The sequence below is a fragment of the Methylobacterium sp. OAE515 genome, from assembly GCF_041806315.1.
Classification (GTDB): domain Bacteria; phylum Pseudomonadota; class Alphaproteobacteria; order Rhizobiales; family Beijerinckiaceae; genus Methylobacterium; species Methylobacterium tardum.
The window spans coordinates 2,471,906-2,493,039 of the sequence record NZ_JBGMUV010000001.1; the positions used below are offsets into that span (position 1 = coordinate 2,471,906).

Sequence of the window (21,134 nt, forward strand, 5' to 3'; positions counted from 1 at the left end):
CGATTCCCTAATCGGGTGCGGATCCCAGACCCGCACCATCATCCTCGTCAGCGGTCGCCGGCCATCGCCGGCTCCGCGGGGCTGCCCTCAGGCAGCCTCCGTCATCGCGGGCTCGGATACCAGCGTCTGCCACCGCCGCCTGTCGAGGCGGAAGCGATCGACCGGCAGATCCGCGCCCCGAGCCGGAAACGGCCGCAGGCCGGTGCCGACATGCTGGAAGCCGCATGACTCCAGGACGCGCCGGGACGCCGGGTTGACGCTGCGCGCCGAAGCCGCGAGCTCGGTTCCTCCGGCATAGGCGAAGAAGGCGTGGCACAGGCTCGACACCGCTTCGCGCATCAGGCCGGCGCCCCAATACGGCTTTCCGAGCCAGTAGCCGAGTTCCGGCACCCGATCAGGCCCGACCTCGATGCTGACGACGCCGATCGCAGCCGCAGGGGCCGCGCGCCGCGCGAGGGCGAGAGTCAGCGCCGACCCGGCCGCGTTCTCCGAGCGCGTCTGCAGCAGGAAGGCATCCACCACGGGTGCCGGCAGCGGGTGTGGGACCCGCGCCAGCATCTCCGACACGGCCGGATCCCCGGCCAGCTTCAGGATCGCGTCGCGGTCCTTGGCGGCCGGCCAGCGCAGCCACAGCCGGCGCGTCTCGATCCGGAAGACGTCATCACGGGTCAGATCGGGGAACATCGTGCCCTCGCTGGGCAGCGCACCCGGCTCCGGGGCACCGCCTCAAGACGACGAAGGGGAGGATGGCGTCCCATCCTCCCCGGTGTTCCGTCCGATCCGGCCCGTCAGGGGCTCGGCAACGACGTCTCCGGTCCGGTGTGGGACACCGGGCGGGACGCCAGCTTCGCCTCTCGGGCGCCCGCCTGTTATTCCGCGGCCTCGGCCAGCGGTGCTACGGCTACGAAGGCGCGCCCGCGGCGCGTCTCGAAGCGGACATGGCCCGGTACCAGCGCGAAGAGCGTGTGGTCCTTGCCCATGCCGACATTGGCGCCGGGATGCCATTTGGTGCCGCGCTGGCGCACGATGATGTTGCCCGGAATCACGGCTTCCGAGCCGAACTTCTTGACGCCGAGGCGCCGGCCTTCCGAGTCGCGACCGTTGCGGGACGAGCCGCCAGCCTTTTTGTGTGCCATGGGATGAGCTCCGAATTCTGATCTGCTTGGATGCGGTCGCGGATCGGGTCCTCAGGGACCGTGACGCGCCCAGCGCTTGCGCCGTGCCTCAGGCCGAGATGCCGGTGATGCGCACCACCGTGTGGTCCTGCCGGTGACCGCGCTTGCGGCGCGAGTTCTGCCGGCGGCGCTTCTTGAAGGCGATGACCTTCTTGTCGCGACCATGGCGCACGATCTCGCCCGTGACGCTGATGCCCGACAGGGTCGGGGCGCCGACCTGGGTCGCGCCGGCGCCGTCAGCGAACAGAAGGACCTCGCCGAAGGTCACGGCCTCGCCGGCTTCGCCGGTGAGCGACGCGATGGTGATGGTGTCGTTAGCGGCGACGCGGTACTGCTTACCGCCCGTCTTGATGACTGCGAACATCGTTCTCTCGTGTTCTCGAACGGCCTCCGGGGGGCTGCCCCTGGACCGGCTTCTTGTTTGAAGTCATTGCGCGGGCTTGAGCCCGGACAACGCGAAACGCGCGGACCTCAGGAGAGGCCGCGCGCCATAGGGGGTCACTACGGGCGCTGCGGCGTCGTGTCAATCCTCACGGCCGGCTCGCAGCACGGATCAGCGGATCGGTGCGCCGGTGGCCAGGACGCCTTTGGCGATGGTCCCCTGCGGGCCGAAGGCGGCCAGAGCCTCGGCGCACCACGCCTCCCGGCCATCGGCCGCGAGCTGCTGCCGAACCTGCGAGGCCCGCGTGCGCAGCTTCTCCTCCAGCACAGCCTCCTGACCGGGATTGACCCGGGCCGCGAGGCGCAGGGTCGTGAGCTGCCCGGCCCTGACCTGAACGCCCGGACAGGCCTGCTCGGCGATGATCGTGGTTGAGGCCGCGGCGGCGTAATTGTCGAGGGGCGAGAGCGGGCTGGCCGGCGCGCTGGGAACAGCCGGCGGCGGTGCCGGCACCTGTGCGCTGGCCGGGCCGACGAGCGTGAGAGTCAGGATGACGCCGAAGAGTCTCGTACCCCGCACCGCTCGGATCTCCTGATGCCACCGACACGCGCGGCTATCCTTCCGCAGCCGCCCGCGGTGGCGGCTGACTACACCTGTGCAGCGGCGCCGTCACGGGCCGGGCTCCGACCGCGTCAGGGCGCGGCCTTGAACTCCCCCTCAATCCGCAGGGTCACCTCGTCGCCGAGCTGTGGCAGATACGCGTTGATGCCGAAATCGGAGCGCTTGATCACGGCCCGCCCATCGAAGCCGACCGTGTAGCGCTGATCGACCGGGTGGATGCCGGCCTGATTGAAGGTCGCGTCGATGGCGAGCGGCCGGACGGTGCCGCGGAGATTCAGGTCGCCGGTGATCCGCGCCGTCGTGGGGCTCGTCGGCTCGATCTGGGTGGCCTTGAAGGTGGCGTTCGGGAACTTGACCGCATCGAAGAAATCCGGCGCCGCGAGATGCTCGTTCAGCCGCGCGCCACCGGTGATGACGCCGCCAAGCGGCACGGTGACGTCGAGGCCGCTCTTCTCCGGCGCCTTCGGATCGAGCTGCAAGGTCCCGGTCAGGCCGGTGAACTGGCCGTAATAGGTCGAGTAGCCGAGATGGGAGACTGACCACGTGATTTTGCCGTGATCGGGATCGAGCACGTAGGTGCCCGGTCGCACCTGGGTGGGATCGGCACTGGGGCCCACGGGCGGTGCAGGATTGTCCGCCGCCTGGGCCGGAGCCAGGCACAGCAGCCCGATCAGGGCAAGAAATGGCACACGCATGGTCGTCCCCCCGTGCCGGCCAAGCTCGGCCCGCGCAGCAAACCTGATTTCATGAAGTCCAGGCCGGCTCAAGCATGTCTGGCGGAGGCGGTTGCGCTTCTGTAGGCATCCCGGGTTGGCGGACAGGCAAGGCATGATCGGCAAGCTCAAGGGAATCGTGGACTCGTTCGGCGAGGATTTCGTCATCCTCGACGTCTCGGGCGTCGGCTACATCGCGCATTGCTCGGCGCGGACGCTCCAGCGCATGCCGAAGGCGGGCGAGCCGGCGGAACTGTCGATCGAGACTCATGTTCGCGAGGACATGATTCGGCTCTACGGCTTCCGCTCCGATGCCGAACGGGAATGGTTTCGTTTGCTCCAGACCGTCCAGGGGGTCGGGGCCCGCGTAGCCCTGGGTGTCCTGTCGGCCCTTGAGCCGGAGGCGCTCGCCAACGCAATCGCCACAGGCGACAAGACTGCGATCAGCCGCGCACCGGGCGTCGGACCCCGGCTCGCAGCCCGGATGGCCGCCGAACTGAAGGACAAGGCCCCGGCTTTCGCTCCGGTGGATCCGTCGCTGATCGCCCTAACCGACGCCGTGGGCGCGGGCGCCGCCCCGCAGCCGGTGGCCGACGCGATCTCGGCTCTGGTCAATCTCGGTTACCCCCAGGTCCAGGCCGCCACCGCGGTCGCCGCCGCCCTCAAGAGCGCCGGGGAGGAGGCCGAGGCCAGGGTGCTGATCCGCCTGGGCTTGCGGGAGCTTGCGCGCTGATCCGTTTTGCGACACCGCCCGTGCCGGATCGATGACTTGACCCAGACGGGCGCGGGTGTCATGTGCAGCGCCGGCCAGTAAATGATTGAAAAGTCAGCTACTTTTCAAAGTTTCTAAACTGGCGGATGTGCCCGGTTCGGCCCAGTGAGGCTGCGACCGGCTCGGAGAAGGCGGGATCTGCGGCGCGCATGATCGTCTGTTCTTGCAATGTCATCTCGGACGGCGCGGTGCGCGGTTGCCTCTCGCCCGGCCCCGGTTGCCCGCGCACCCCGGCCCAGGTCTATGCGTGTCTGGGCTGCAGCCCGAAATGCGGCCGCTGCGCCCGGACCATCCGCTCGATCATGGAGACCGCCCTGGGCCAAGCTGCGCAAGCGGAGAGCAGCCATGCCTGCACGACCGCTTGCGCAAGTGCGTGTAGTTTGGTGAAATTCCAAACTGCGGATGAGGGAGTCGCGGCCTGATGCTTCTGCCCCCCGCCTGAAAACACGGTAAGGAGTACGGGGGCATGAAGGGCGACACCAAGGTCATTGAGTACCTCAATCGGGGTTTGCGCAGCGAGCTGACCGCTGTCAGCCAGTACTGGCTGCATTTCCGGATGCTCAATGACTGGGGCTACGTTGAGCTGGCCAAGTTCTGGCGCAAGGAATCGATCGAGGAGATGAACCACGCGGACCGGTTCATTGATCGGATCCTGTTCCTCGACGGCTTTCCGAACCTGCAGGAACTCGATCCTCTGCGCATCGGCCAGAACGTCCAGGAGATCTTGGATTCCGATCTCGCCGCCGAGAACGAGGCCCGCAGCCTCTACCTCGAGGCCGCAAAGTACTGCGATTCGATCAACGACCGCGTGTCCAAGCGCCTGTTCGAGGATCTGGCCGAGGACGAGGAGGGTCACATCGACTTCCTCGAGACGCAGCTGGAGCTGATCAAGCAGATCGGCCTGCCGCTCTACGCGCAGAAGCATATCGGCGGGCTTGAGCAGATCGCCCCGGAGAAGGAATAACTGCGCGGGCGCCCGTCATGATTGCGATGGATCGGGCGCCCGACAGACGGCACGCGGCGGAGCGGGCCTCGTCGGCCCGGGCCCCGCGAACCTTGTGACGGAGTTGGAAACCGGATGCGGCTCGTAGTGGTCGGCGCCGACGGGCGCATGGGGCGGATGCTGGTGCGCGCGGTGGCGCAGGCCGAAGGCTGCACCCTGTCGGCGGCAATCGAGCGCGAGGGCTCCCCGGCCCTCGGGCAGGATGCGGGCACGCTGGCCGGTCTGTCGCCCCTCGACGTGCCGGTGACCGACGATCCCCTGGCGGCCTTCGCGGCGGCCGACGGCGTGCTGGATTTCACCGCGCCGGCAGCCACGGTCGCGTTCGCCGAACTCGCGGCCCAGGCCCGCATCGTCCACGTCGTCGGCACGACCGGCCTGTCCGAGGACGACTTCGCCAAGTTGCGCGCCGCGTCCTATCACGCCCGAATCGTGCAGTCGGGCAACATGTCCCTCGGCATCAACCTGATGACCGAACTGGTGCGGCGCGTGGCCAAGTCGCTCGGCGACGAGTTCGACATCGAGATCTGCGAGATGCACCACCGCATGAAGGTGGACGCCCCCTCCGGCACGGCGCTGATGCTGGGCGAGGCCGCCGCGGAGGGTCGCGGCGTCGATCTGAAGGCGGTCCGGGTCTCGACCCGGGACGGGCATACCGGCGCCCGCAAGCCGGGTGACATCGGTTTCGCCACGCTCCGGGGCGGCAGCGTCGTGGGCGACCACAGCGTCATCTTCGCCGGCACCGGAGAGAGCCTCACGATAAGCCACCACGCCGGCGACCGCGGCCTGTTCGCGACCGGTGCGGTAAAGGCCGCGCTCTGGGCGCATCCGAAGCCGCCGGGCTTTTACACGATGGCGGACGTACTCGGCCTGTGACACTCGGTGCGGACATGGAACGGCTCCTCGTCCTCGTCCGGCACGGCCAGAGCGACTGGAACCTCAAGAACCTGTTCACCGGCTGGCGCGACCCCGACCTGACGGAGCGCGGCGTGGCCGAGGCCCGCGCGGCCGGGCGCGGGCTGAAGCGGGAGGGCTACAGCTTCGACGCGGCGTTCACGTCGGAGTTGGTGCGGGCACAGCGGACCTGCGCCCTGCTGTTGGAGGAGATGGGCCTTGGCGATCTCGCGGTTATTCGCGATCGGGCCCTCAATGAGCGCGACTACGGCGAACTCTCGGGCCTCAACAAGGACGATGCTCGGGCCCGCTGGGGCGACGCGCAGGTCCATGCCTGGCGGCGGTCCTACGACGTGCGTCCACCTGGAGGCGAGAGCCTCAAGGACACGGCGGCGCGGGTGCTGCCCTACTACATCACCGCGATCCTGCCGCGGGTCATGGCCGGCCAGCGGGTCCTGGTAGCGGCCCACGGCAACTCGCTGCGCGCCCTGGTGATGGTTCTCGACCGCCTGGACGGCGACACCGTCACGGACCTCCAGATCAGGACCGGCGTCCCGCTGGTCTATCGCCTCAAAGCCGACACCACGATCGCCGCCAAGACGGTGCTTGCGTGGGACGGCGATGCCGGCCCCTGAGTGGCGACCGAACTCGCGCCCGGCCTGATCCATCATCCGGGCTTCCTTGACGCGGCAGCCCGCGCGCGTCTCGCCGCCGAGATCGCCGCGATCCTCGAAGCCGCCCCGCCGGTCACGCCGCGCATGCCCCGCACCGGCAAGCCGTTCTCGGTGCGAATGACGAATGCCGGCCCCCTCGGCTGGGTCTCGGACATCAGCGGCTACCGCTACCAGCCGACGCATCCCAAGACGGGGCACGCCTGGCCGCCTCTGCCGCCGACCGCCCGCACGGCCTGGGAGGCGCTGGCGGCTTATCCGGTCCCACCGGAAGCCTGCCTGATCAATCTTTACGCGCCGGGGACCCGCATGGGCCTCCACCAGGATCGGGATGAGGCGGATCTCGCGGCGCCGGTCCTGTCGCTGTCCCTCGGTGCCGCCGCGCTGTTCCGCTACGGCGGCCTGAACCGCTCCGATCCGACCCGCTCGGTGCGCCTTCAGACCGGAGATGCCCTGGTAATCGGCGGCGCGTCGCGGCTGATCTACCACGGGATCGACCGGCTCTACCCGAGCGCCGACCTCCTCGACGAGGAGGGCGGGCTCGCCTTCTTGCCGCCGGGCGGTCGCTGCAACCTGACCCTTCGTCGGGTCACGGCTGCGGGTGGGGCGGGTCGTTGACGTCAGAGCCTGATCGCGAAACGTCCGACGTATCGGCTCCGCCGATGAACGGTGTCAGCGCAGCGGCGCAATGGCCGGCGATCGGGCGTTTCATCGCCGTTGAGGCGCGCCTGCAGGCGGCTGTCGTCGCGCATGGCCGCTTCACGGCCGGGATCTATGAATTCGTGCGCTTCGGGCTGAAGCAGGGCTGGGCCTGCCTTTTCGGCGGCCTGCTGTTGGCGCTGATGCTCGGCACACGCTTGGTCTGGCCGGAGCACGCGCCAATCGCACGGTACGACGCGCTGTTCCTCGCGGCTGTGGCGCTCCAAGCCATCCTGTTGCGGCTGCGGATGGAGACGTGGTCCGAAGCCAGGGTGATCCTGGTCTTTCACGTCATCGGCACCGCGATGGAGATCCATAAGACGGCAATCGGAAGCTGGGTCTATCCGGAAGCGAACGTCTTCCGTCTGGGTGGCGTCCCGCTGTTCACGGGATTCATGTACGCGGCCGTTGGCAGCTATCTCGCTCGCGTGTGGCGCCTTTTCGACTTCCGGTTCAAACGGCATCCGAGCCTGCGCCTGTTGGCGCCGCTGTCGGTGGCGATCTACGTCAACTTCCTCACCGATCATCTTGGCTACGATCTGCGCGTTCCACTTTTTCTCATCGCCGCGGCAGCGTTCGCCCCCGCGATCGTGTACTTCAAGATCTGGCGACAGCACCGCGCGATGCCGCTGCTGCTCGGACTTCTGTTCGTTGCGCTGTTCATCTGGTTCGCGGAAAACCTGGGTACTCTTTCGGGCACTTGGCTCTATCCGAGCCAGAGGCATCACTGGTCCATGGTTCCAGTGGCCAAGCTCTCCTCCTGGTTCCTGCTGATGATCGTGTACTACACCCTCGTCGCCCGGGTGAACGGGGTCGCCTGCTGGCCGGCCGCGACCCCGATGACGGCACTGCCACGCCTCCCGGCCGCTCGTTGGACGCACCTCGGCCTCGCCATTGCTGTGATCGGGCTGGGCCTTCTGCTGCGGGTGCCGGCTTGGCATCTGCCGCTCCCGGTTCACCATTACGGCGGCGGCATTCTATGGGGTGCGATGGTGTTCCTGCTCGTAGCCGCCCTCCGTCCGGCGCGATGGGGCCTGCGCGGCTGCGTGATCGCCGCCGCGATCGGTGCGGCGCTCATCGAAACGAGCCGGCTGATCCACACCGCAGCCCTGGACGCGTTCCGATCGACGGTGGCCGGCCAGCTCCTGCTCGGCAACATCTTCTCCGTGTGGAACTTCGGAGCTTACGCCGCCGGCATCGGTGCGGCCGCTCTGCTGGCGGTTTCCCTTCATCGTGATCGCAGGCGCGCCGCGCTGCCGGCTTGACAGATCGAACTGCCGGGCAGACCCATCGCCTGCGGGCTAACCCCAAGTTGGGTTCACCAGGAGAACCGGTATTCGATGCTGATGCGCAACCTGATGCTGCGTCTCGGACGGGTTCTCTGCGCCGCAGCGCTGGCGGCCAGCCTTGGCTCCGCCGCCCGTGCCGCCGACCCCGTCTTCCCGCCGGGCTCGCGGTTCGGCTTCGAGCCGCCCGCCGACATGGTGCTGTCCCGCCGCTTCTCGGGATTCGAGCGGAAGGAGGGCGGCGCGACGCTGTCGATCGTGGAACTACCCGCAAACGCCTTCGCGGAACTCGTCAGCGGCTTCACCGACGCCAACCTGCTGAGCCAGGGCTTCGCGGTCGAGAAGCGCGAGGAGGTCAAGATCGGCGACAACGAGGGCATGCTCTACACCGGTGAGCAGCCTGCCGATCCGAACGCCTCCGCGCCGGCGATCCGCAAGTGGATCCTCGTCGTCGGCACGCCGAGCGTGACCGGCCTCGTGATCGCACAGGCGCTGCCCGACGCCGAGACCGAAGCGACGATGCGCAAGATGGTGACCGGCGTGATCCTGCGGCCGGCCCTGAGCCTGACTCAGCAGGTCGACGCGCTGCCGTTCCGCATCGCCGACCTGGCAGGCTTCAGGCCGGTGCGGGTTCTGGCGGGAAACTCGGTCCTGCTGACACAGGGTCCGAAGGACCAGATGCAGAATCTGGAGCAGCCGATCCTGGTGCTGGCCCAAGCCGTGCAGCAGCCGCCGACGGCGGAGCAGCGGGACGGCTTCGCCCGGGCCGCCCTCGCGTCGAACCAGACCCTCAAGGATTTCGTGATCGAGCGCTCGCAGAGTTACCGCTCGAACGGCGTCGACTGGCACGAGATCGTGGCCCGCGCCATCGACCAGCCAACCAACGTGCCGGTGGTCGTCTCGCAGACAATCCGGTTCGCGCCGGACGGCTACCTGCGCGCCCTCGGGGTGGTCCGCGAGGATCAGCGGACCGGTGTGCTCGCCAAGTTCCGCGAGGTGGTCGACAGCGTGCAGGTGAAGTAGCGCCTCACCACACCACAGCCTGGCCGTCCCGACGCGGATCGCTCGCCGCGACGTAGCCCTCCACCGCCGGGTCGCCCATCCGCCAGATGAACTGGCCGGCTCCGAAATCCTGGTAGCTGTCCTCGATCACCTCCAGATGGTGGCCCAGCGCCTTCAGGCGGTCGAGGGTTGCGGCGGGCATCGCCGCCTCGACGTTGATGTCGAGGCTCTCGTTCACACGCCACCGCGGCGCATCACAGGCCGCCTGCGGATTCTGGCCGTGATCGATCATCCGCACCAGCGTCTGGACATGACCCTGGGGCTGCATGTTGCCGCCCATCACACCGAAGCTCATCACCGGCGCGCCGTTCTGGGTGAGGAAGCCCGGGATGATCGTGTGGAACGGGCGCTTGCCCGACGCCACCACGTTCGGGCTCGCCGGATCGAGCACGAAGCCGTAGCCGCGGTTCTGCAGCGAGATCCCCCAACCCGGGACGACGACGCCGGAGCCGAAGCCCATGAAGTTCGACTGGATGAAGCTCACCATCATGCCGGATTCGTCGGCCGCGGTGAGGTAGATCGTGCCGCCAGCGGGCGGCTTGCCGGGTCCGAACACCTGGGCACGATTGCGATCGATCAGCTTCGCGCGTTCAGACAGATACGCGGGATCGAGCATCGCCTCCGGCGTCACTTCCATGCTGCGCGGGTCGGCGACGTACCGGTAGGTGTCGCTGAAGGCGAGCTTCATGGCCTCGATCTGGAGGTGCTGAGACTCGGGACCGTCGACCGGCAGGCCGGCGAGGTCGAACTGCTCCAGGATACCGAGCGCGATCTGCGCCGCGATGCCCTGACCGTTCGGCGGAATCTCGTGCAGCGTGTAGCCGCGATAATCCTTGGCGGTCGGCGTCACCCATTCGGGCCGGAAGGCCGCGAGGTCGGCGGCCGTCATGGCCCCACCATGAGCCCGCGCGTGTGCGGCGATCGCCTCGGCGATCTCACCCCGGTAGAACGCCTCGCCCTTGGTCTCGCCGATCAGCCGCAGGGTCTTCTCGGCACCCGGGAACGTCACCAGCTCACCGACATTCGGGGCGCGGCCGCGCGGCAGGAAGAACTCGGCGAAGCCCGGCTGACGGGTGATCGCCTCCACACCGGCGGCAGCCGCCCATTTCTGCTGCACGACGACGGGGGCGAGGTAGCCGCGCTCGGCGATGCGGATCGCCGGTTGCATCAGGTCTGCGAAGGGGAGGCGGCCGAAGCGTTCGCTGAGCGCGACCCAGGCGGCAACCGCACCGGGAACCGTGACGGAATCCCAGCCGCGCATCGGCGGCCGTTCGGACGCCCCGTATTTCCGCAAGAAGTAGTCCGGATTCCAGGCTGCCGGCGCGCCGCCGGACGCATTGAGGCCGTGCAGCGCCTTCCCATCCCACAGAATGCAGAAGGCGTCCGAGCCGAGCCCGTTGCTGCAGGGTTCGGTGACGGTCTTGGCCGCGGCCGTCGCGATCGCCGCGTCGACGGCATTGCCGCCGGCCTGAAGCATCTGAATTCCGGCCTGAGCGGCCAGTGCGTGCGAGGTCGCCACGCAGTTGCGGCCGAACATCGGCATGCGCAGCGACGGATACCCGGACACCCAGTTGAACGGCTTCATGTCATCGATCCCGTCGCGGCGGCAAAGATGTCGCCGCGACGATTGGCATACAGGATTACCGACGCCGATGAAGGCGAGAGGGGCCCGGATCACAAACGAAAAGCGCGGACCCTAAGGCCCGCGCTCCGCACCGTCAGCCGAAGAGGCCGGGTGATCCTAGTAGGGACGGCCGTAGAGCGGCGAGGTCGGATCCAACCGGTCGACGAAGGACAGGTCGACGTTCCGGATCGCCGACGAACGGGCGCCGATGAAAGGGCCGTTGGTGATCGGATCCGGCAGGATGCCGCGGCCGAAGCGGTCGGTCGGCCCGTAGGGCGGGGTCAGCTGGTTCGAAGCCGCAATAAGGTAGGGGTTCAGGGCGGGATTGCGAGAACCACCGGCACCCGGAACGTTCGAGGTCAGCGGCACGTTGCCGGCATCAAGCCAGCTGCGCGGGCGGACGCGGATCGGCAGGGGCCGGCTGACCCGGTAGATCGGACCGGCAACGAAGCCGTCCTGGGCTTGGGCCGGCGCCGGGACCGCGGCGCCGAAGCCGGCAGCGGCGATGACGCCGAGAAGGGCGATCTTGAGCGAGCGCATGGCCAACCTTGTCTGAGAGTGGCATCAATATGGCGGTGGAAGCTTAACAGTTCGCCGCCTTTGAGAAGAAGACGCTTGGGCGAGGCTGTTGTTCCAGCGAAACGGTCGAGCTTGTGTGTTTTGCCACACTCCAGCCTCATTTCTTAGATCGCGCCCTCTGAGCGATTGATCCTGTCCGGCTTGCTGCCTCCGCGGTGGGTTTGGCGAAAGCGCAGGCGTCAGCGTTTCTAGGCGCCGCCGAGAAGGCCGCGGTCGTGTCCAGATCGGCAAGGTCGACGAGGCTGAGCGCGTCGATCATGCAGGCGACGGTTTGTGCCTCCGGCGGTTGCCCTAGCGGTGCGCACATCCACCCATCCAGGCGAAAAGCCGCCTCTCGGGTCACGAAGCCAGTGCATGTGCGCCGCGACGCACCGCCGAGAGTCACCTCAAGAAGCTCCACGGCCCCGAGCTTCGTGTCGATCCGGCCGTACGGGCCGGTCCGAACCACGGACAGGGCAGCGCGGCCGATCTCGGGACCGGCAGCGGCGCGCCGGGCGACGAGCACGAAAAGGCTCGCCGGGCGTTCGGCGGACGGACCGCGCGTGAGGGTGACCCGCAACGTGGGGGCCTCCATCGTGTCGAAGTCTCCGCGTGTCAGCGAATCTTCACGCTGGCCCGTCCGAGTGTCGACTCGCCCGGAAGCGACCCGAACCGGGTCGGAGCCTGGTTCCGCCAATCCGAACTGCGCGACCGAAGCAGGGGGAGGGGCCTGAACAGCTGGCTTCGTCGGGACGAAGGACGTCGGGGGGCGTGCGGCACCGGAGGTTTCAACGTTCGTCCGCGCGTAGAACGACAAAGCCGTGATCACGGCTGCCGCGAGGGCGAGCTGCACGCTGGCGCGCAGGACCGACAGCCTCGGCCGGCCGACATTCGGCCCGGCGTCGCGGATCACGTCGTCTCGTGTTGCCCTGGTCAGCATGGCACCCCGTGCGGACGGCTGTTCCGTCAAGCCGCAGCGAGGTTGGCCGGGAAGGATTACATTCCCTTTCCCTCCGGCCTGGTCATCACCGGCTTCGTTCCTGTAGGGTGAATCCTTCGTTGACCGGGACGCGGCCTTGACACCGCCGTGCCATCGGCGCCTTGCTCAACGCGGCCGTCGATCCCACCTCCTGCGAGGACGGGATCTGCGGCCGCGCCCGTTTCACGGGCGCCGTCCGGCACGAACGATCCTTCGGCCGAATTCGCTGGCAGGAGCGCGGCACCCGGATCAATCGGGGTTTTCCGCGCGGAGACGAGAGATGGGTTACAAGGTCGCCGTCGTCGGCGCCACGGGTAACGTGGGCCGCGAAATGCTCGATATCCTGGCCGAGCGGGCTTTCCCCGCCGACGAGGTCGTGGCTCTGGCCTCGCGCCGCAGCCAGGGTCAGGAGGTCTCCTACGGCGACAAGACGCTCAAGGTCAAAACGCTCGACACGTACGACTTCTCCGACACCGACATCTGCCTGATGTCGGCCGGCGGTGAGGCCTCGAAGGAGTGGTCGCCCCGCATCGGCCAGCAGGGCTGCGTGGTGATCGATAATTCATCGGCGTTCCGCTACGACGCCGACGTGCCGCTGATCGTGCCCGAGGTGAATGCCGACGCTGTAGTCGGATTTACCAAGCGCAACATCATCGCCAACCCGAACTGTTCGACCGCGCAGCTCGTCGTCGCGCTGAAGCCGCTTCACGAGGCGGCCACGATCAAGCGCGTCGTGGTCTCGACCTATCAGTCGGTCTCCGGCGCCGGCAAGGAGGCGATGGACGAGCTGTTCAACCAGACCCGCGCCGTGTTCACCGCCGGCGAGATCAAGCAGGGCGGAAAATTCACCAAGCGCATCGCCTTCAACGTCATCCCCCACATCGACGTGTTCATGGAGGATGGCTACACGAAGGAAGAGTGGAAGATGGTCGCCGAGACCAAGAAGATGCTCGACCCGAAGATCAAGCTGACGGCCACCGCCGTCCGCGTCCCGGTCTTCATCGGGCACGCCGAGGCGGTGAACGTCGAGTTCGAGCAGCCGCTCTCGGCCGAGAAGGCCACCGAGATCCTGCGCGCCGCCCCCGGTGTGCTGGTGATCGATAAGCGCGAGAACGGCGGCTACATGACGCCCCACGAGGCGGCCGGCGAGGACGCGACCTACATCTCGCGCATCCGCGAGGACGCGACGGTGGAGAACGGCCTGAACTTCTGGTGCGTCTCCGACAACCTGCGTAAGGGCGCCGCCCTGAACGCGGTTCAGATCGCCGAGGTCCTGATCAACCGCAAGCTGCTGAACCGGGCCAAGCACGCCGCGTAAGGCCATTCCCCCTCCCGCCGGGAGGGGTCCCGGATCCGGATTCGTGGGACAGCATTCCTCGGTTCCGTCACGCGCCTGTCATCGTTCAGGCTCACGCCGCTGCCCGGATCACTCGGAGATTCGGGTATGCGGCGCGTCATTCTTTCCTGTCTTGTCGGCCTGAGCCTCGCCGGATCGGCCCAGGCGCAGCCGCAAGCCCGCAACGTCGTCCTGTTCATCGCCGACGGGCTTCGCGACGGCATGGTGAACGCCGCGAATGCGCCGACCATGGACCGCCTGATGCGGGCCGGCGTGCGGTTCACCAATACGCACTCCCTTTTCCCGACCTTCACCATGCCCAACGCCACTGCGATGGCGACGGGCCATATGCTCGGGGATACCGGGCAGTTCGGGAACACGATCTACACGGCATTCCCGGTCCCGGGTGCCGGCGAGAGCCTGACCCCGTTCCTGGAGAGCGACCCGGTTCTCGGCGATGTCGACGCGCACTTTGCGGGCAACTACCTCAACGAGGAGACGATCCTGCGCGCGGCCCACGCCCAGGGCCTCCCGACCGCCAGCATCGGCAAGCTCGGGCCGTCGCTGGTCTTCGACCACACGGCGCGTTCCGGACAGGACAGCATCCTGGTCGATGACAGTACGGGCCGGCCCGGCGGCATCCCGCTGAGCGAGGAACTCTCCACGCGTCTCAGCGCGGCCGGATTGCCGGCTCAGGCGCCCGCGCGGGGTGCCAACGGGCAGGCCGGGACCGCGGAGACGCGCGGAACACTCTCGGCAAACGTCGAGCAACAGAACTACTTCGCCGACGTGGCCACGAAGGCGGTCCTGCCGCTGTTCAGGGAACGTGGGAAACCGTTCGTGCTGGTGTTCTGGTCGCGCGATCCCGACGGGACGCAGCACAATCAAGGCGATAGTCTTGGGCGACTGGTGCCGGGGATCAACGGTCCGACCAGCCTCGCGGCGATCCGCAACGCGGACACCAACCTGGCCACGCTGCTTTCTGCTCTGAAGGAACAGGGTTTATCGGACAACACGGACGTGATCCTCACCTCCGATCACGGCTTCTCGACCATTTCGAAGGAGAGCGCGACCAGCTTCTCCGCGACGCAAGCCTACAAGGGCGTTCCGCAGGGCCAGATCCCTCCGGGGTTCCTCGCCATCGACCTCGCTCACGATCTCGGGCTTGGCCTGTTCGACCCCGATGCCAAGGGCGCCAAGCTCGCCGCCGACGCCTTTCCCAGCCGGGCCAACGGCCTGATCGGCACGGATCCGGCAAAGCCCGACGTGGTCGTCGCCGCCAATGGCGGCTCGGATCTGGTCTACCTGCCGAACGGCGACAAGGCGCTGGCCCGCAAGGTGGTCGATGCCTTGGCGCGCCAGGACTACGTGAGCGGCCTCTTCGTGAGTGCCGCTTTGGGGCCGATTCCCGGGACGCTGCCACTCTCCGCCATCGCCCTCGACGGATCGGCGCTAACCCCGATGCCGGCGATCGTGGTCAATTTCCGGAGCTTCTCGACGGGCTGTTCAGATCCGACGACCTGCGGTGTCGAGGTCTCGGATACTGGATTGCAGCAGGGCCAGGGCATGCACGGCAGCTTCTCGCGTGCTGACACCCGCAACGTCATGGGTGCGATGGGGCCGAGCTTCCGGGCCGGCCTCGCGAGCCCCGTGCCGGCGAGCAATGCCGATCTCGGCAAGACGATCGCTCAGCTCCTCGGCCTCACGATCCCCGGAAAGGGCCAGTTGGTCGGGCGCGTCCTGACCGAGGCCCTTGCGAACGGCAGCACGCCGACCTTCGCCAGGGCGGTGCTCCGCTCGGAGCCGGATGCTGCCGGCCACGTCACGGTGCTGGCCTATCAGACGGTGGGTGAGACCCGCTACTTCGATGCTGCCGGATATCCCGGCCGCACCCTCGGGCTCGACATCCCCGCGCTCACGGCAGCCGCGGAGGCGCATTGAGCCTCACCCCCGTCGGTGTCGGGATCCATTTTCGGTCCCGGCTACTGGGTGGAGGGCAGAGAAGGCTATCCCGCCACGCCCTCATTTTGGCGTGGCCGCAGCGGGAAGCCGCAAGGGCGGTGAAGGGATCGCACGGCTGTCCGGGAGCCTCTTTCGAGGCTTCCGCTGCGCTCCGGCACCTCTCGATGAGGGCCACGGGTTGAAACGATGCGGTGCCGTGCGGCCCGACTAGGCCATACCGAGGGCCTGCATGTACAGCTCCAGGATCGCTTCCTGCTCCTGGCGCTCGCTGTGATCCTGCTTGCGGATCCGCAGGATCGTCCGCACGGCCTTCGCGTCGAAGCCGCGGCCCTTCAGCTCGGCGAACACCTCCTTGATGTCGCCCATGATGCCGGCCTTCTCCTCCTCGAGGCGCTCCAGGCGCTCGATGAACTGCTTCAGCTCGTCGGCCGCGACGCCCTCGGCCGAGGAGACGTCGCCGCCGGGCCGCTGGGCCGCGGTGGGCATCGAATGGGCGTTCATGGGGCTCTCCGAAATGCACGGCGCGGTTGCGCCCTGACCCGTGGTTAACGGGCCGGCCTTACCGGAAGCTTAGCCGATTCCCGGGTCGAGGGGGACCGCGACGCCGCGTCAGTGCCCCTTCGCCTGCTGAGCGGCGAAGCCCGCCTGCTGCTCGGCACTCGCCTCTTTCTGGTGCTGGGCCTTCCACGCGTCGTAGGGCATCCCGTAGACGACCTCGCGGCTGTCATCCTTGGTGAGCGGGACGCCCTTCTCGTCGGCGGCATCCTTCAGCCAGTTCGACAGGCAGTTCCGGCAGAAGCCGGCGAGGTTCATCAGGTCGATGTTCTGCACGTCCGTGCGGTTGCGCAGATGCGCGACGAGGCGGCGGAACACCGCCGCCTCGAGCTCGGTCTGGGTCTGCAGGTCGATCTCGCTCATCGGTCGTGGCGCTTTCCGGTTCTGGCTGTCCAGCCGCATTTCGGGGCTATCCACCCGCGGATCAAGGCGCGATCAGCGGGCGCAGGATGCGGGCGAAGCGCTCGGCCCAAGCCTCCTGGCCCGCCTCGCCGGCGATCAGGTCCTGGCGGATCTCCACCAGCGCGTTGCGCAGGCCACGGGCGGTGGCGTGGCGGTCGATCGTGTCGCCCGGCAGGCCGCCGCCGTAGGGCTGGTTGTCGCCGACGGTCAGACCGGCCGGGTCGGCCTCGAGCGCCTGGATCAGCGGCCGGGCAAACCGCGCGTCACGGTCGTACAGAATCCCGACCTGCCAGGGCCGGGCGATGCCGCGCCAGTAGGGCGTGAAGCTGTGCATGGTCAGGATCGCGGGCGGCCGGCCGGCACGCTCTGCCGCGACTACCGCATCGTCGATCGCGGCATCGAAGGGCGCGTAGAACCGGGCGATCCGCGCCTGCTTGCCGGTCTCGTCGATGCGGGCATTGCCCGGCACGACGGCGCCATCGGAGAGCCGCATCACCAGCGTCGGGTCGGCGCGACCGCGATTCGGATCGATGATCAGGCGGGAGAAGTTCGTGAGAATCGCGGGCGCATCGAGCAGGGCCGCCAGCCGCCGCGTCACCCCCGCGGCGCCGATATCGTACGCGATGTGCCGGGCGAACTCGGAGGCCGGCACGCCGAGATCGATGTCCGGCGGCACGTAATTCGAGGCGTGATCGCAGGCAATGACCAGGCTGCAGCCGGGATTGCCGGGAATGATCTCGCAGGGGTGTACAGGCGATAGGGCCGCTTCTGTCTCCGGGCGGGTCACGGGGCTCCGAGGTCTTCAGTTCTGTGCGAGGACGCCGATGGCGCTTGCCGTGGCGGGGCCGCTCGGGCAGATCACCTATCAAGGATCGTGCGCTCACGGCAAGAAACGGGCCCGCCGCCCCCGGAAGAAACGGGCGGGGATCGCGCGATATAATCGAGAGAGGAGCCCGTCCGACGCCATGACCGAGACCGTTCCGCCCGTTGCCGATCCGGCCATCCAGGCGCAGCGCGCGCTGCTCGAGACGATCCTGACGGCCGCCATCCGCGCCGCCCATCCCGATCTCGCCCTGCCGCCGCATCTGCCCGCGCCGAGCCCGGGCCGGCTGATCATCCTGGCCGCCGGCAAGGCCGCGGGCAGCATGAGCGCCGTGGCGAGCCGGTTCTATCGGCAGCAGCACGGGCTGGGCGACGACCGGATCGTCGGCCTCGCTGTGGCGCGTCACGGCTACGGTCAGGAGGCGCCGGGGATCCACATGGTCGAGGCGGGCCACCCCGTTCCCGACGAAGCCGGCATCGCCGCCACCAAGGAAGCGCTCCGCCTCGCCACGGAGGCCGGCCCGGAAGACGAGGTCCTGGTGCTGCTCTCGGGCGGCGGCTCGGCCAACTGGATCGCGCCGGCCGGCGACCTGACGCTGATCGAGAAGCAGGCGATCACCCGGGCCATGCTCCGCTCGGGCGCGCCGATCGGCGAGATCAACACGGTGCGCAAGCACATCTCCCGCATCAAGGGCGGGCGCCTCGCCCTTGCCGCCCGCAACGCCCGACGGATCCTGACGCTGGCGATCTCGGACGTCCCGTTTGACGATCCGGCGGTGATCGCCTCCGGCCCGACGGTGCCGGATCCCTCAACGCTCGCCGACGCCCGCGCGATCTGTGAGAAGCGCGGCATCCCGCTGCCCGAGGAGGCGGTGCGTCTCCTGAACGATCCGAACAACGAGACGCCGAAGGCCGGCGATCCGGCCTTCGCGCGAGCCGAATACCGGATCATCGCGCGCCCGATCGATGCCCTGAACGCGGCCGCCGAGACGGCCCGGGCCACGGGCTACGAGCCGGTGATGCTGGGCGCGGATCTTGAGGGCGAAGCCCGCGCGGTCGCGGCCGAGCACGCGGTGGAGGCCAAGCGCCATAAGGCGGCCGGGCGGCGCGTCGCGCTGATCTCGGGCGGGGAGCTCACCGTCACGATCCGGGGCGACGGCAACGGCGGTCCGAATCAGGAATACGCGATGGCGCTCGCGGTGGCGCTCGACGGGGAGCCCGGCATTTTCGGGATCAGTGCCGACACGGACGGCACCGATGGCGGCCGGGGCCTCGCCACCGACCCGGCGGGCGGTCTGATCGACCCCACCACCCTGGCGCGCGCGAAGGCCGCCGGCCTCGACCCGGCCGCGATGCTGGAGCAGAACGACTCAACCGCGTTCTTCGCGGCCCTCGGCGACCTCGTGAACCCCGGCCCGACCCGTACCAATGTCAACGACTGCCGCATCATTCTCGTCAATTAGGCGTCGCGCCCCGGCGGCTCAGGTTCTTCCAGCACTAACGGCATGCGGTCTCGCGCTTCTCTGCGCGACACCGGCGCGAGCGGACCTACGCCTGTGCAACCAGACCGGCAGCAAGGTCGGGATCTCGCTGGGCTACCGCGACCCGCAGGGCTGGGTCACGGAGGGCTGGTGGGATCTCGCACCGAAAGCCTGCGAGACTCTGCTCAAGGGCGCGCTGGCCGCGCGGTTCTACTACGTCTTCGCAGTCGACTACACGCGCGGCGGCGAGTGGAGCGGGCGCTCTCTGATGTGTACCCGCGATTCGGAATTCACGATTCGCGGCAACGAGGATTGTCTGGCCCGGGGGTACGATCGTAACGGCTTCTTCGAAGTCGATACCGGCGAGCAGAAGAGCTGGACGATTCAGCTTACCGACCCCAACCGGGCCGACGCCCCCGCGAAACCCTGACGTGACGACAGCGCCCTTGACGCTGTCCGGTCTGGGATGCTCACACCCGCATAAAGAACAACGACTCGGCAATGCTTAAGGGCTTGCCATAAAAACATTTGGAGGATGACGCTTGAAACGCTCGCGCCGCACGAAGATCGTTGCCACCCTGGGCCCGGCCTCCGATTCGCCGGAGATGATCGAGCGGCTGTTCCGCGCGGGCGTCGACGTCTTCCGGCTCAACATGAGCCATCTTCCGCGGGAAAAGCTGCCCGAGAAGGTCGAGGCCATCCGCACGATCGAACGCGAGGCGAAGCGGCCGATCGGCATCCTGGTCGATCTGCAGGGACCGAAGCTGCGGCTCGGCACCTTCGCGGAGGGTGCCGCGATGATCGAGGCCGGGGCCACCTTCGTGCTGGACGGCGATACGACGCCCGGCGACGCCACCCGGTGCCACCTGCCGCATCCCGAGATCCTCGAGGCGCTTGAGCCGGGCCACGCGATCCTGCTCGACGACGGCAAGTTGCGGCTCTCCGTGGTCGAGACGTCGGAGAACCGGGCCGTCACCCGCGTCGAAGTCGGCGGGCGCATCTCGAACCGGAAGGGCGTGTCGCTGCCGCACACCGTGATCCCGGTGCCGGCGATGACCGAGAAGGACCGGGCAGACCTCGATGCCGGGCTGAACGCCGGCGCCGACTGGATCGCCGTGTCCTTCGTCCAGCGGCCTGAGGACGTGGCCGAGGTGAAGAAGGTCTGTGCCGGGCGCGCCCTGGTCATGGCCAAAATCGAGAAGCCGCAGGCGCTGACACGGCTCGACGAGATCCTGGAGATCTCCGACGGGCTGATGGTCGCCCGCGGCGACCTCGGCGTGGAGATGCCCCTCGAGCAGGTTCCGGGCGTGCAGAAGCGCATCACACGTGGGGCGCGGCGCTACGGCAAGCCCGTCGTCGTGGCCACGCAGATGCTCGAATCCATGATCACGGCGCCCGTACCCACGCGCGCCGAGGTCTCGGACGTCGCGACAGCGGTCTACGAGGGCGCGGACGCCGTGATGCTCTCGGCCGAGAGCGCCTCCGGCGCCCATCCGATCGGCGCCGTAGAGACCATGAACCGCATCGCCGAGCAGGTGGAGCGGGACCAGATCTACTGGTCGATCATCCGGGCGCAGAGTGCGACGCCCGACGAGACCGCGGCCGACGCCATTGCAGCCGCCGCGCACCAGATGGTCGATGCCCTGAACCTCGACGCGATCATGGCGTGGACCAATTCCGGCTCGACGGCCCTGCGCCTCTCCCGAGAGCGCCCGAACGCCACCGTGATCGCGCTGACGCCGCGGCGCGAGACCGCGCGGCGCCTGGCCCTCGCCTGGGGCACGCATCCGATCGTCACCAAGGACGCCAGCGACGTGGACGACATGTCGTTCCGCGCCGCCAAGTTCGCCGTGCGCGAGAAGTTCGCCGCTGTCGGCGACCGGGTGATCGTGGTGGCGGGCCTGCCGTTCGGTACCCCCGGGGCGACGAATCTCGTGCGTCTCGCCTTCATCACCCGCGAGCACGCCGAGAAAGCCTGACGAGTCCTCGCGCACCGTCATCCCGGGGCCGCGCAGCGGAACCCGGGGTCCAGAGCCGCCAATGCGCCACGTATAAGCAGCGACAGCGCGTCTGGATTGCGCGCCACCGGCGTGCTCTTCCGGGTCCGGGCTCGCCTTTGGCGCCCCGGACTGACAACGGAAAA

Annotated in this window: 24 protein-coding genes; 13 read left to right on the plus strand and 11 right to left on the minus strand. The window is 68.3% G+C overall.

Translation table 11 applies throughout. The annotated features are described in order from the left end of the window. Positions 1-87: 87 nt before the first annotated feature. The 5 genes from ABIE45_RS12050 to ABIE45_RS12070 form a co-directional block, all read right to left on the minus strand. The gene (locus ABIE45_RS12050) at positions 88-684 is read right to left on the minus strand and encodes a GNAT family N-acetyltransferase (RefSeq protein WP_192706929.1); all 597 of its coding nucleotides are present in this window, start codon (positions 682-684) and stop codon (positions 88-90) included. Positions 685-869: 185 nt separating this feature from the next. Continuing rightward, positions 870-1,136, minus strand: a complete 267-nt coding sequence (rpmA, locus tag ABIE45_RS12055; RefSeq protein WP_091781540.1) for a 50S ribosomal protein L27 — start codon at positions 1,134-1,136, stop codon at positions 870-872. An 88-nt stretch (positions 1,137-1,224) separates the two neighbouring features. Further along, complete coding sequence (gene rplU / locus ABIE45_RS12060; protein ID WP_192706930.1) at positions 1,225-1,539, minus strand: 50S ribosomal protein L21; 315 nt, start codon at positions 1,537-1,539, stop codon at positions 1,225-1,227. A 189-nt stretch (positions 1,540-1,728) separates the two neighbouring features. Beyond that, a complete protein-coding gene (locus ABIE45_RS12065; RefSeq protein WP_192706931.1) occupies positions 1,729-2,133 on the minus strand; it encodes a hypothetical protein in 405 nt (134 codons plus the stop codon). Positions 2,134-2,246: 113 nt separating this feature from the next. Further along, a complete protein-coding gene (locus tag ABIE45_RS12070) occupies positions 2,247-2,870 on the minus strand; it encodes a YceI family protein (protein ID WP_192706932.1) in 624 nt (207 codons plus the stop codon). A 133-nt stretch (positions 2,871-3,003) separates the two neighbouring features. Between ABIE45_RS12070 and ruvA the strand changes: the two genes are divergently transcribed. The 8 genes from ruvA (at position 3,004) to ABIE45_RS12110 (ending at position 9,233) form a co-directional block, all read left to right on the plus strand. Further along, positions 3,004-3,621 carry a Holliday junction branch migration protein RuvA gene (gene ruvA, locus ABIE45_RS12075; RefSeq protein WP_192706933.1) on the plus strand — a complete coding sequence of 206 codons (618 nt, stop codon included), beginning with the start codon at positions 3,004-3,006 and terminating at the stop codon, positions 3,619-3,621. 188 nt (positions 3,622-3,809) lie between these two features. Then, on the plus strand, positions 3,810-4,082 hold the full coding sequence (locus ABIE45_RS12080; protein WP_373622315.1) for a bacterioferritin-associated ferredoxin: 273 nt from the start codon (positions 3,810-3,812) through the stop codon (positions 4,080-4,082). Between the two features lie 44 nt (positions 4,083-4,126). Beyond that, a complete protein-coding gene (bfr, locus tag ABIE45_RS12085) occupies positions 4,127-4,624 on the plus strand; it encodes a bacterioferritin (RefSeq protein WP_043380322.1) in 498 nt (165 codons plus the stop codon). A 114-nt stretch (positions 4,625-4,738) separates the two neighbouring features. After that, positions 4,739-5,536 carry a 4-hydroxy-tetrahydrodipicolinate reductase gene (gene dapB, locus ABIE45_RS12090; RefSeq protein WP_192706934.1) on the plus strand — a complete coding sequence of 266 codons (798 nt, stop codon included), beginning with the start codon at positions 4,739-4,741 and terminating at the stop codon, positions 5,534-5,536. 14 nt (positions 5,537-5,550) lie between these two features. Beyond that, positions 5,551-6,189, plus strand: coding sequence for a 2,3-bisphosphoglycerate-dependent phosphoglycerate mutase (locus ABIE45_RS12095; protein WP_192706935.1), 639 nt, complete (start codon positions 5,551-5,553; stop codon positions 6,187-6,189). Further along, positions 6,190-6,843, plus strand: coding sequence for an alpha-ketoglutarate-dependent dioxygenase AlkB (locus ABIE45_RS12100; protein WP_192706936.1), 654 nt, complete (start codon positions 6,190-6,192; stop codon positions 6,841-6,843). A gap of 44 nt (positions 6,844-6,887) precedes the next feature. After that, the gene (locus ABIE45_RS12105; protein ID WP_192706937.1) at positions 6,888-8,189 is read left to right on the plus strand and encodes a DUF817 family protein; all 1,302 of its coding nucleotides are present in this window, start codon (positions 6,888-6,890) and stop codon (positions 8,187-8,189) included. A gap of 75 nt (positions 8,190-8,264) precedes the next feature. After that, positions 8,265-9,233, plus strand: coding sequence for a hypothetical protein (locus tag ABIE45_RS12110; RefSeq protein ID WP_192706938.1), 969 nt, complete (start codon positions 8,265-8,267; stop codon positions 9,231-9,233). Positions 9,234-9,237: 4 nt separating this feature from the next. Here the strand turns inward: ABIE45_RS12110 and ABIE45_RS12115 are convergent, their stop codons facing one another. From ABIE45_RS12115 to ABIE45_RS12125, 3 genes are all read right to left on the minus strand, one after another. Continuing rightward, the gene (locus ABIE45_RS12115; RefSeq protein WP_209578315.1) at positions 9,238-10,857 is read right to left on the minus strand and encodes a gamma-glutamyltransferase family protein; all 1,620 of its coding nucleotides are present in this window, start codon (positions 10,855-10,857) and stop codon (positions 9,238-9,240) included. A 156-nt stretch (positions 10,858-11,013) separates the two neighbouring features. Continuing rightward, on the minus strand, positions 11,014-11,436 hold the full coding sequence (locus ABIE45_RS12120) for a hypothetical protein (protein WP_192706939.1): 423 nt from the start codon (positions 11,434-11,436) through the stop codon (positions 11,014-11,016). Positions 11,437-11,572: 136 nt separating this feature from the next. After that, positions 11,573-12,367 (minus strand): hypothetical protein, encoded by a 795-nt coding sequence (locus ABIE45_RS12125; RefSeq protein WP_192706940.1) that lies wholly within the window; start codon positions 12,365-12,367, stop codon positions 11,573-11,575. A gap of 346 nt (positions 12,368-12,713) precedes the next feature. Here ABIE45_RS12125 and ABIE45_RS12130 point away from each other — a divergent pair, with 346 nt between their 5' ends. Together ABIE45_RS12130 and ABIE45_RS12135 are read left to right on the plus strand one after the other, a co-directional pair. Further along, a complete protein-coding gene (locus tag ABIE45_RS12130) occupies positions 12,714-13,751 on the plus strand; it encodes an aspartate-semialdehyde dehydrogenase (protein ID WP_192706941.1) in 1,038 nt (345 codons plus the stop codon). A 126-nt stretch (positions 13,752-13,877) separates the two neighbouring features. Then, positions 13,878-15,710, plus strand: a complete 1,833-nt coding sequence (locus ABIE45_RS12135; protein ID WP_192706942.1) for a nucleotide pyrophosphatase/phosphodiesterase family protein — start codon at positions 13,878-13,880, stop codon at positions 15,708-15,710. 228 nt (positions 15,711-15,938) lie between these two features. Here ABIE45_RS12135 and ABIE45_RS12140 read toward each other — a convergent pair whose 3' ends face one another. The 3 genes from ABIE45_RS12140 to ABIE45_RS12150 form a co-directional block, all read right to left on the minus strand. Next, complete coding sequence (locus tag ABIE45_RS12140) at positions 15,939-16,217, minus strand: DUF2312 domain-containing protein (protein ID WP_026604676.1); 279 nt, start codon at positions 16,215-16,217, stop codon at positions 15,939-15,941. Between the two features lie 123 nt (positions 16,218-16,340). Beyond that, complete coding sequence (locus ABIE45_RS12145; RefSeq protein WP_192706943.1) at positions 16,341-16,649, minus strand: DUF1244 domain-containing protein; 309 nt, start codon at positions 16,647-16,649, stop codon at positions 16,341-16,343. Between the two features lie 61 nt (positions 16,650-16,710). Further along, positions 16,711-17,475 (minus strand): N-formylglutamate amidohydrolase, encoded by a 765-nt coding sequence (locus tag ABIE45_RS12150; protein WP_192706944.1) that lies wholly within the window; start codon positions 17,473-17,475, stop codon positions 16,711-16,713. Positions 17,476-17,653: 178 nt separating this feature from the next. On the opposite strand from ABIE45_RS12150, the gene ABIE45_RS12155 reads away from it, so the two are divergent. From ABIE45_RS12155 to pyk, 3 genes are all read left to right on the plus strand, one after another. Further along, the gene (locus ABIE45_RS12155) at positions 17,654-18,973 is read left to right on the plus strand and encodes a glycerate kinase (RefSeq protein WP_192706945.1); all 1,320 of its coding nucleotides are present in this window, start codon (positions 17,654-17,656) and stop codon (positions 18,971-18,973) included. After that, positions 18,939-19,421: a DUF1036 domain-containing protein gene (locus ABIE45_RS12160; RefSeq protein WP_192706946.1), complete on the plus strand. Its 483-nt coding sequence runs from the start codon at positions 18,939-18,941 to the stop codon at positions 19,419-19,421. Before ABIE45_RS12155 ends, ABIE45_RS12160 begins: the two co-directional genes overlap by 35 nt. Positions 19,422-19,533: 112 nt before the next feature. After that, on the plus strand, positions 19,534-20,970 hold the full coding sequence (gene pyk, locus ABIE45_RS12165; protein ID WP_192706947.1) for a pyruvate kinase: 1,437 nt from the start codon (positions 19,534-19,536) through the stop codon (positions 20,968-20,970). Positions 20,971-21,134 lie beyond the last annotated feature (164 nt).

Excerpts from the sequence above, each read along its gene's own strand:
- ABIE45_RS12110 (WP_192706938.1), top strand. The coding sequence starts at position 8,265 with ATGCTGATGCGCAACCTGATGCTGCGTCTCGGACGGGTTCTCTGCGCC.
- ABIE45_RS12070 (WP_192706932.1), bottom strand. The coding sequence starts at position 2,870 with ATGCGTGTGCCATTTCTTGCCCTGATCGGGCTGCTGTGCCTGGCTCCG.
- ABIE45_RS12160 (WP_192706946.1), top strand. The coding sequence starts at position 18,939 with ATGTCAACGACTGCCGCATCATTCTCGTCAATTAGGCGTCGCGCCCCG.
- ABIE45_RS12120 (WP_192706939.1), bottom strand. The coding sequence starts at position 11,436 with ATGCGCTCGCTCAAGATCGCCCTTCTCGGCGTCATCGCCGCTGCCGGC.
- bfr (WP_043380322.1), top strand. The coding sequence starts at position 4,127 with ATGAAGGGCGACACCAAGGTCATTGAGTACCTCAATCGGGGTTTGCGC.
- rplU (WP_192706930.1), bottom strand. The coding sequence starts at position 1,539 with ATGTTCGCAGTCATCAAGACGGGCGGTAAGCAGTACCGCGTCGCCGCT.
- ruvA (WP_192706933.1), top strand. The coding sequence starts at position 3,004 with ATGATCGGCAAGCTCAAGGGAATCGTGGACTCGTTCGGCGAGGATTTC.
- ABIE45_RS12155 (WP_192706945.1), top strand. The coding sequence starts at position 17,654 with ATGACCGAGACCGTTCCGCCCGTTGCCGATCCGGCCATCCAGGCGCAG.
- dapB (WP_192706934.1), top strand. The coding sequence starts at position 4,739 with ATGCGGCTCGTAGTGGTCGGCGCCGACGGGCGCATGGGGCGGATGCTG.
- ABIE45_RS12105 (WP_192706937.1), top strand. The coding sequence starts at position 6,888 with ATGAACGGTGTCAGCGCAGCGGCGCAATGGCCGGCGATCGGGCGTTTC.
- ABIE45_RS12135 (WP_192706942.1), top strand. The coding sequence starts at position 13,878 with ATGCGGCGCGTCATTCTTTCCTGTCTTGTCGGCCTGAGCCTCGCCGGA.
- ABIE45_RS12080 (WP_373622315.1), top strand. The coding sequence starts at position 3,810 with ATGATCGTCTGTTCTTGCAATGTCATCTCGGACGGCGCGGTGCGCGGT.
- ABIE45_RS12050 (WP_192706929.1), bottom strand. The coding sequence starts at position 684 with ATGTTCCCCGATCTGACCCGTGATGACGTCTTCCGGATCGAGACGCGC.
- ABIE45_RS12140 (WP_026604676.1), bottom strand. The coding sequence starts at position 16,217 with ATGCCCACCGCGGCCCAGCGGCCCGGCGGCGACGTCTCCTCGGCCGAG.
- ABIE45_RS12145 (WP_192706943.1), bottom strand. The coding sequence starts at position 16,649 with ATGAGCGAGATCGACCTGCAGACCCAGACCGAGCTCGAGGCGGCGGTG.
- rpmA (WP_091781540.1), bottom strand. The coding sequence starts at position 1,136 with ATGGCACACAAAAAGGCTGGCGGCTCGTCCCGCAACGGTCGCGACTCG.
- ABIE45_RS12115 (WP_209578315.1), bottom strand. The coding sequence starts at position 10,857 with ATGAAGCCGTTCAACTGGGTGTCCGGGTATCCGTCGCTGCGCATGCCG.
- ABIE45_RS12130 (WP_192706941.1), top strand. The coding sequence starts at position 12,714 with ATGGGTTACAAGGTCGCCGTCGTCGGCGCCACGGGTAACGTGGGCCGC.
- ABIE45_RS12095 (WP_192706935.1), top strand. The coding sequence starts at position 5,551 with ATGGAACGGCTCCTCGTCCTCGTCCGGCACGGCCAGAGCGACTGGAAC.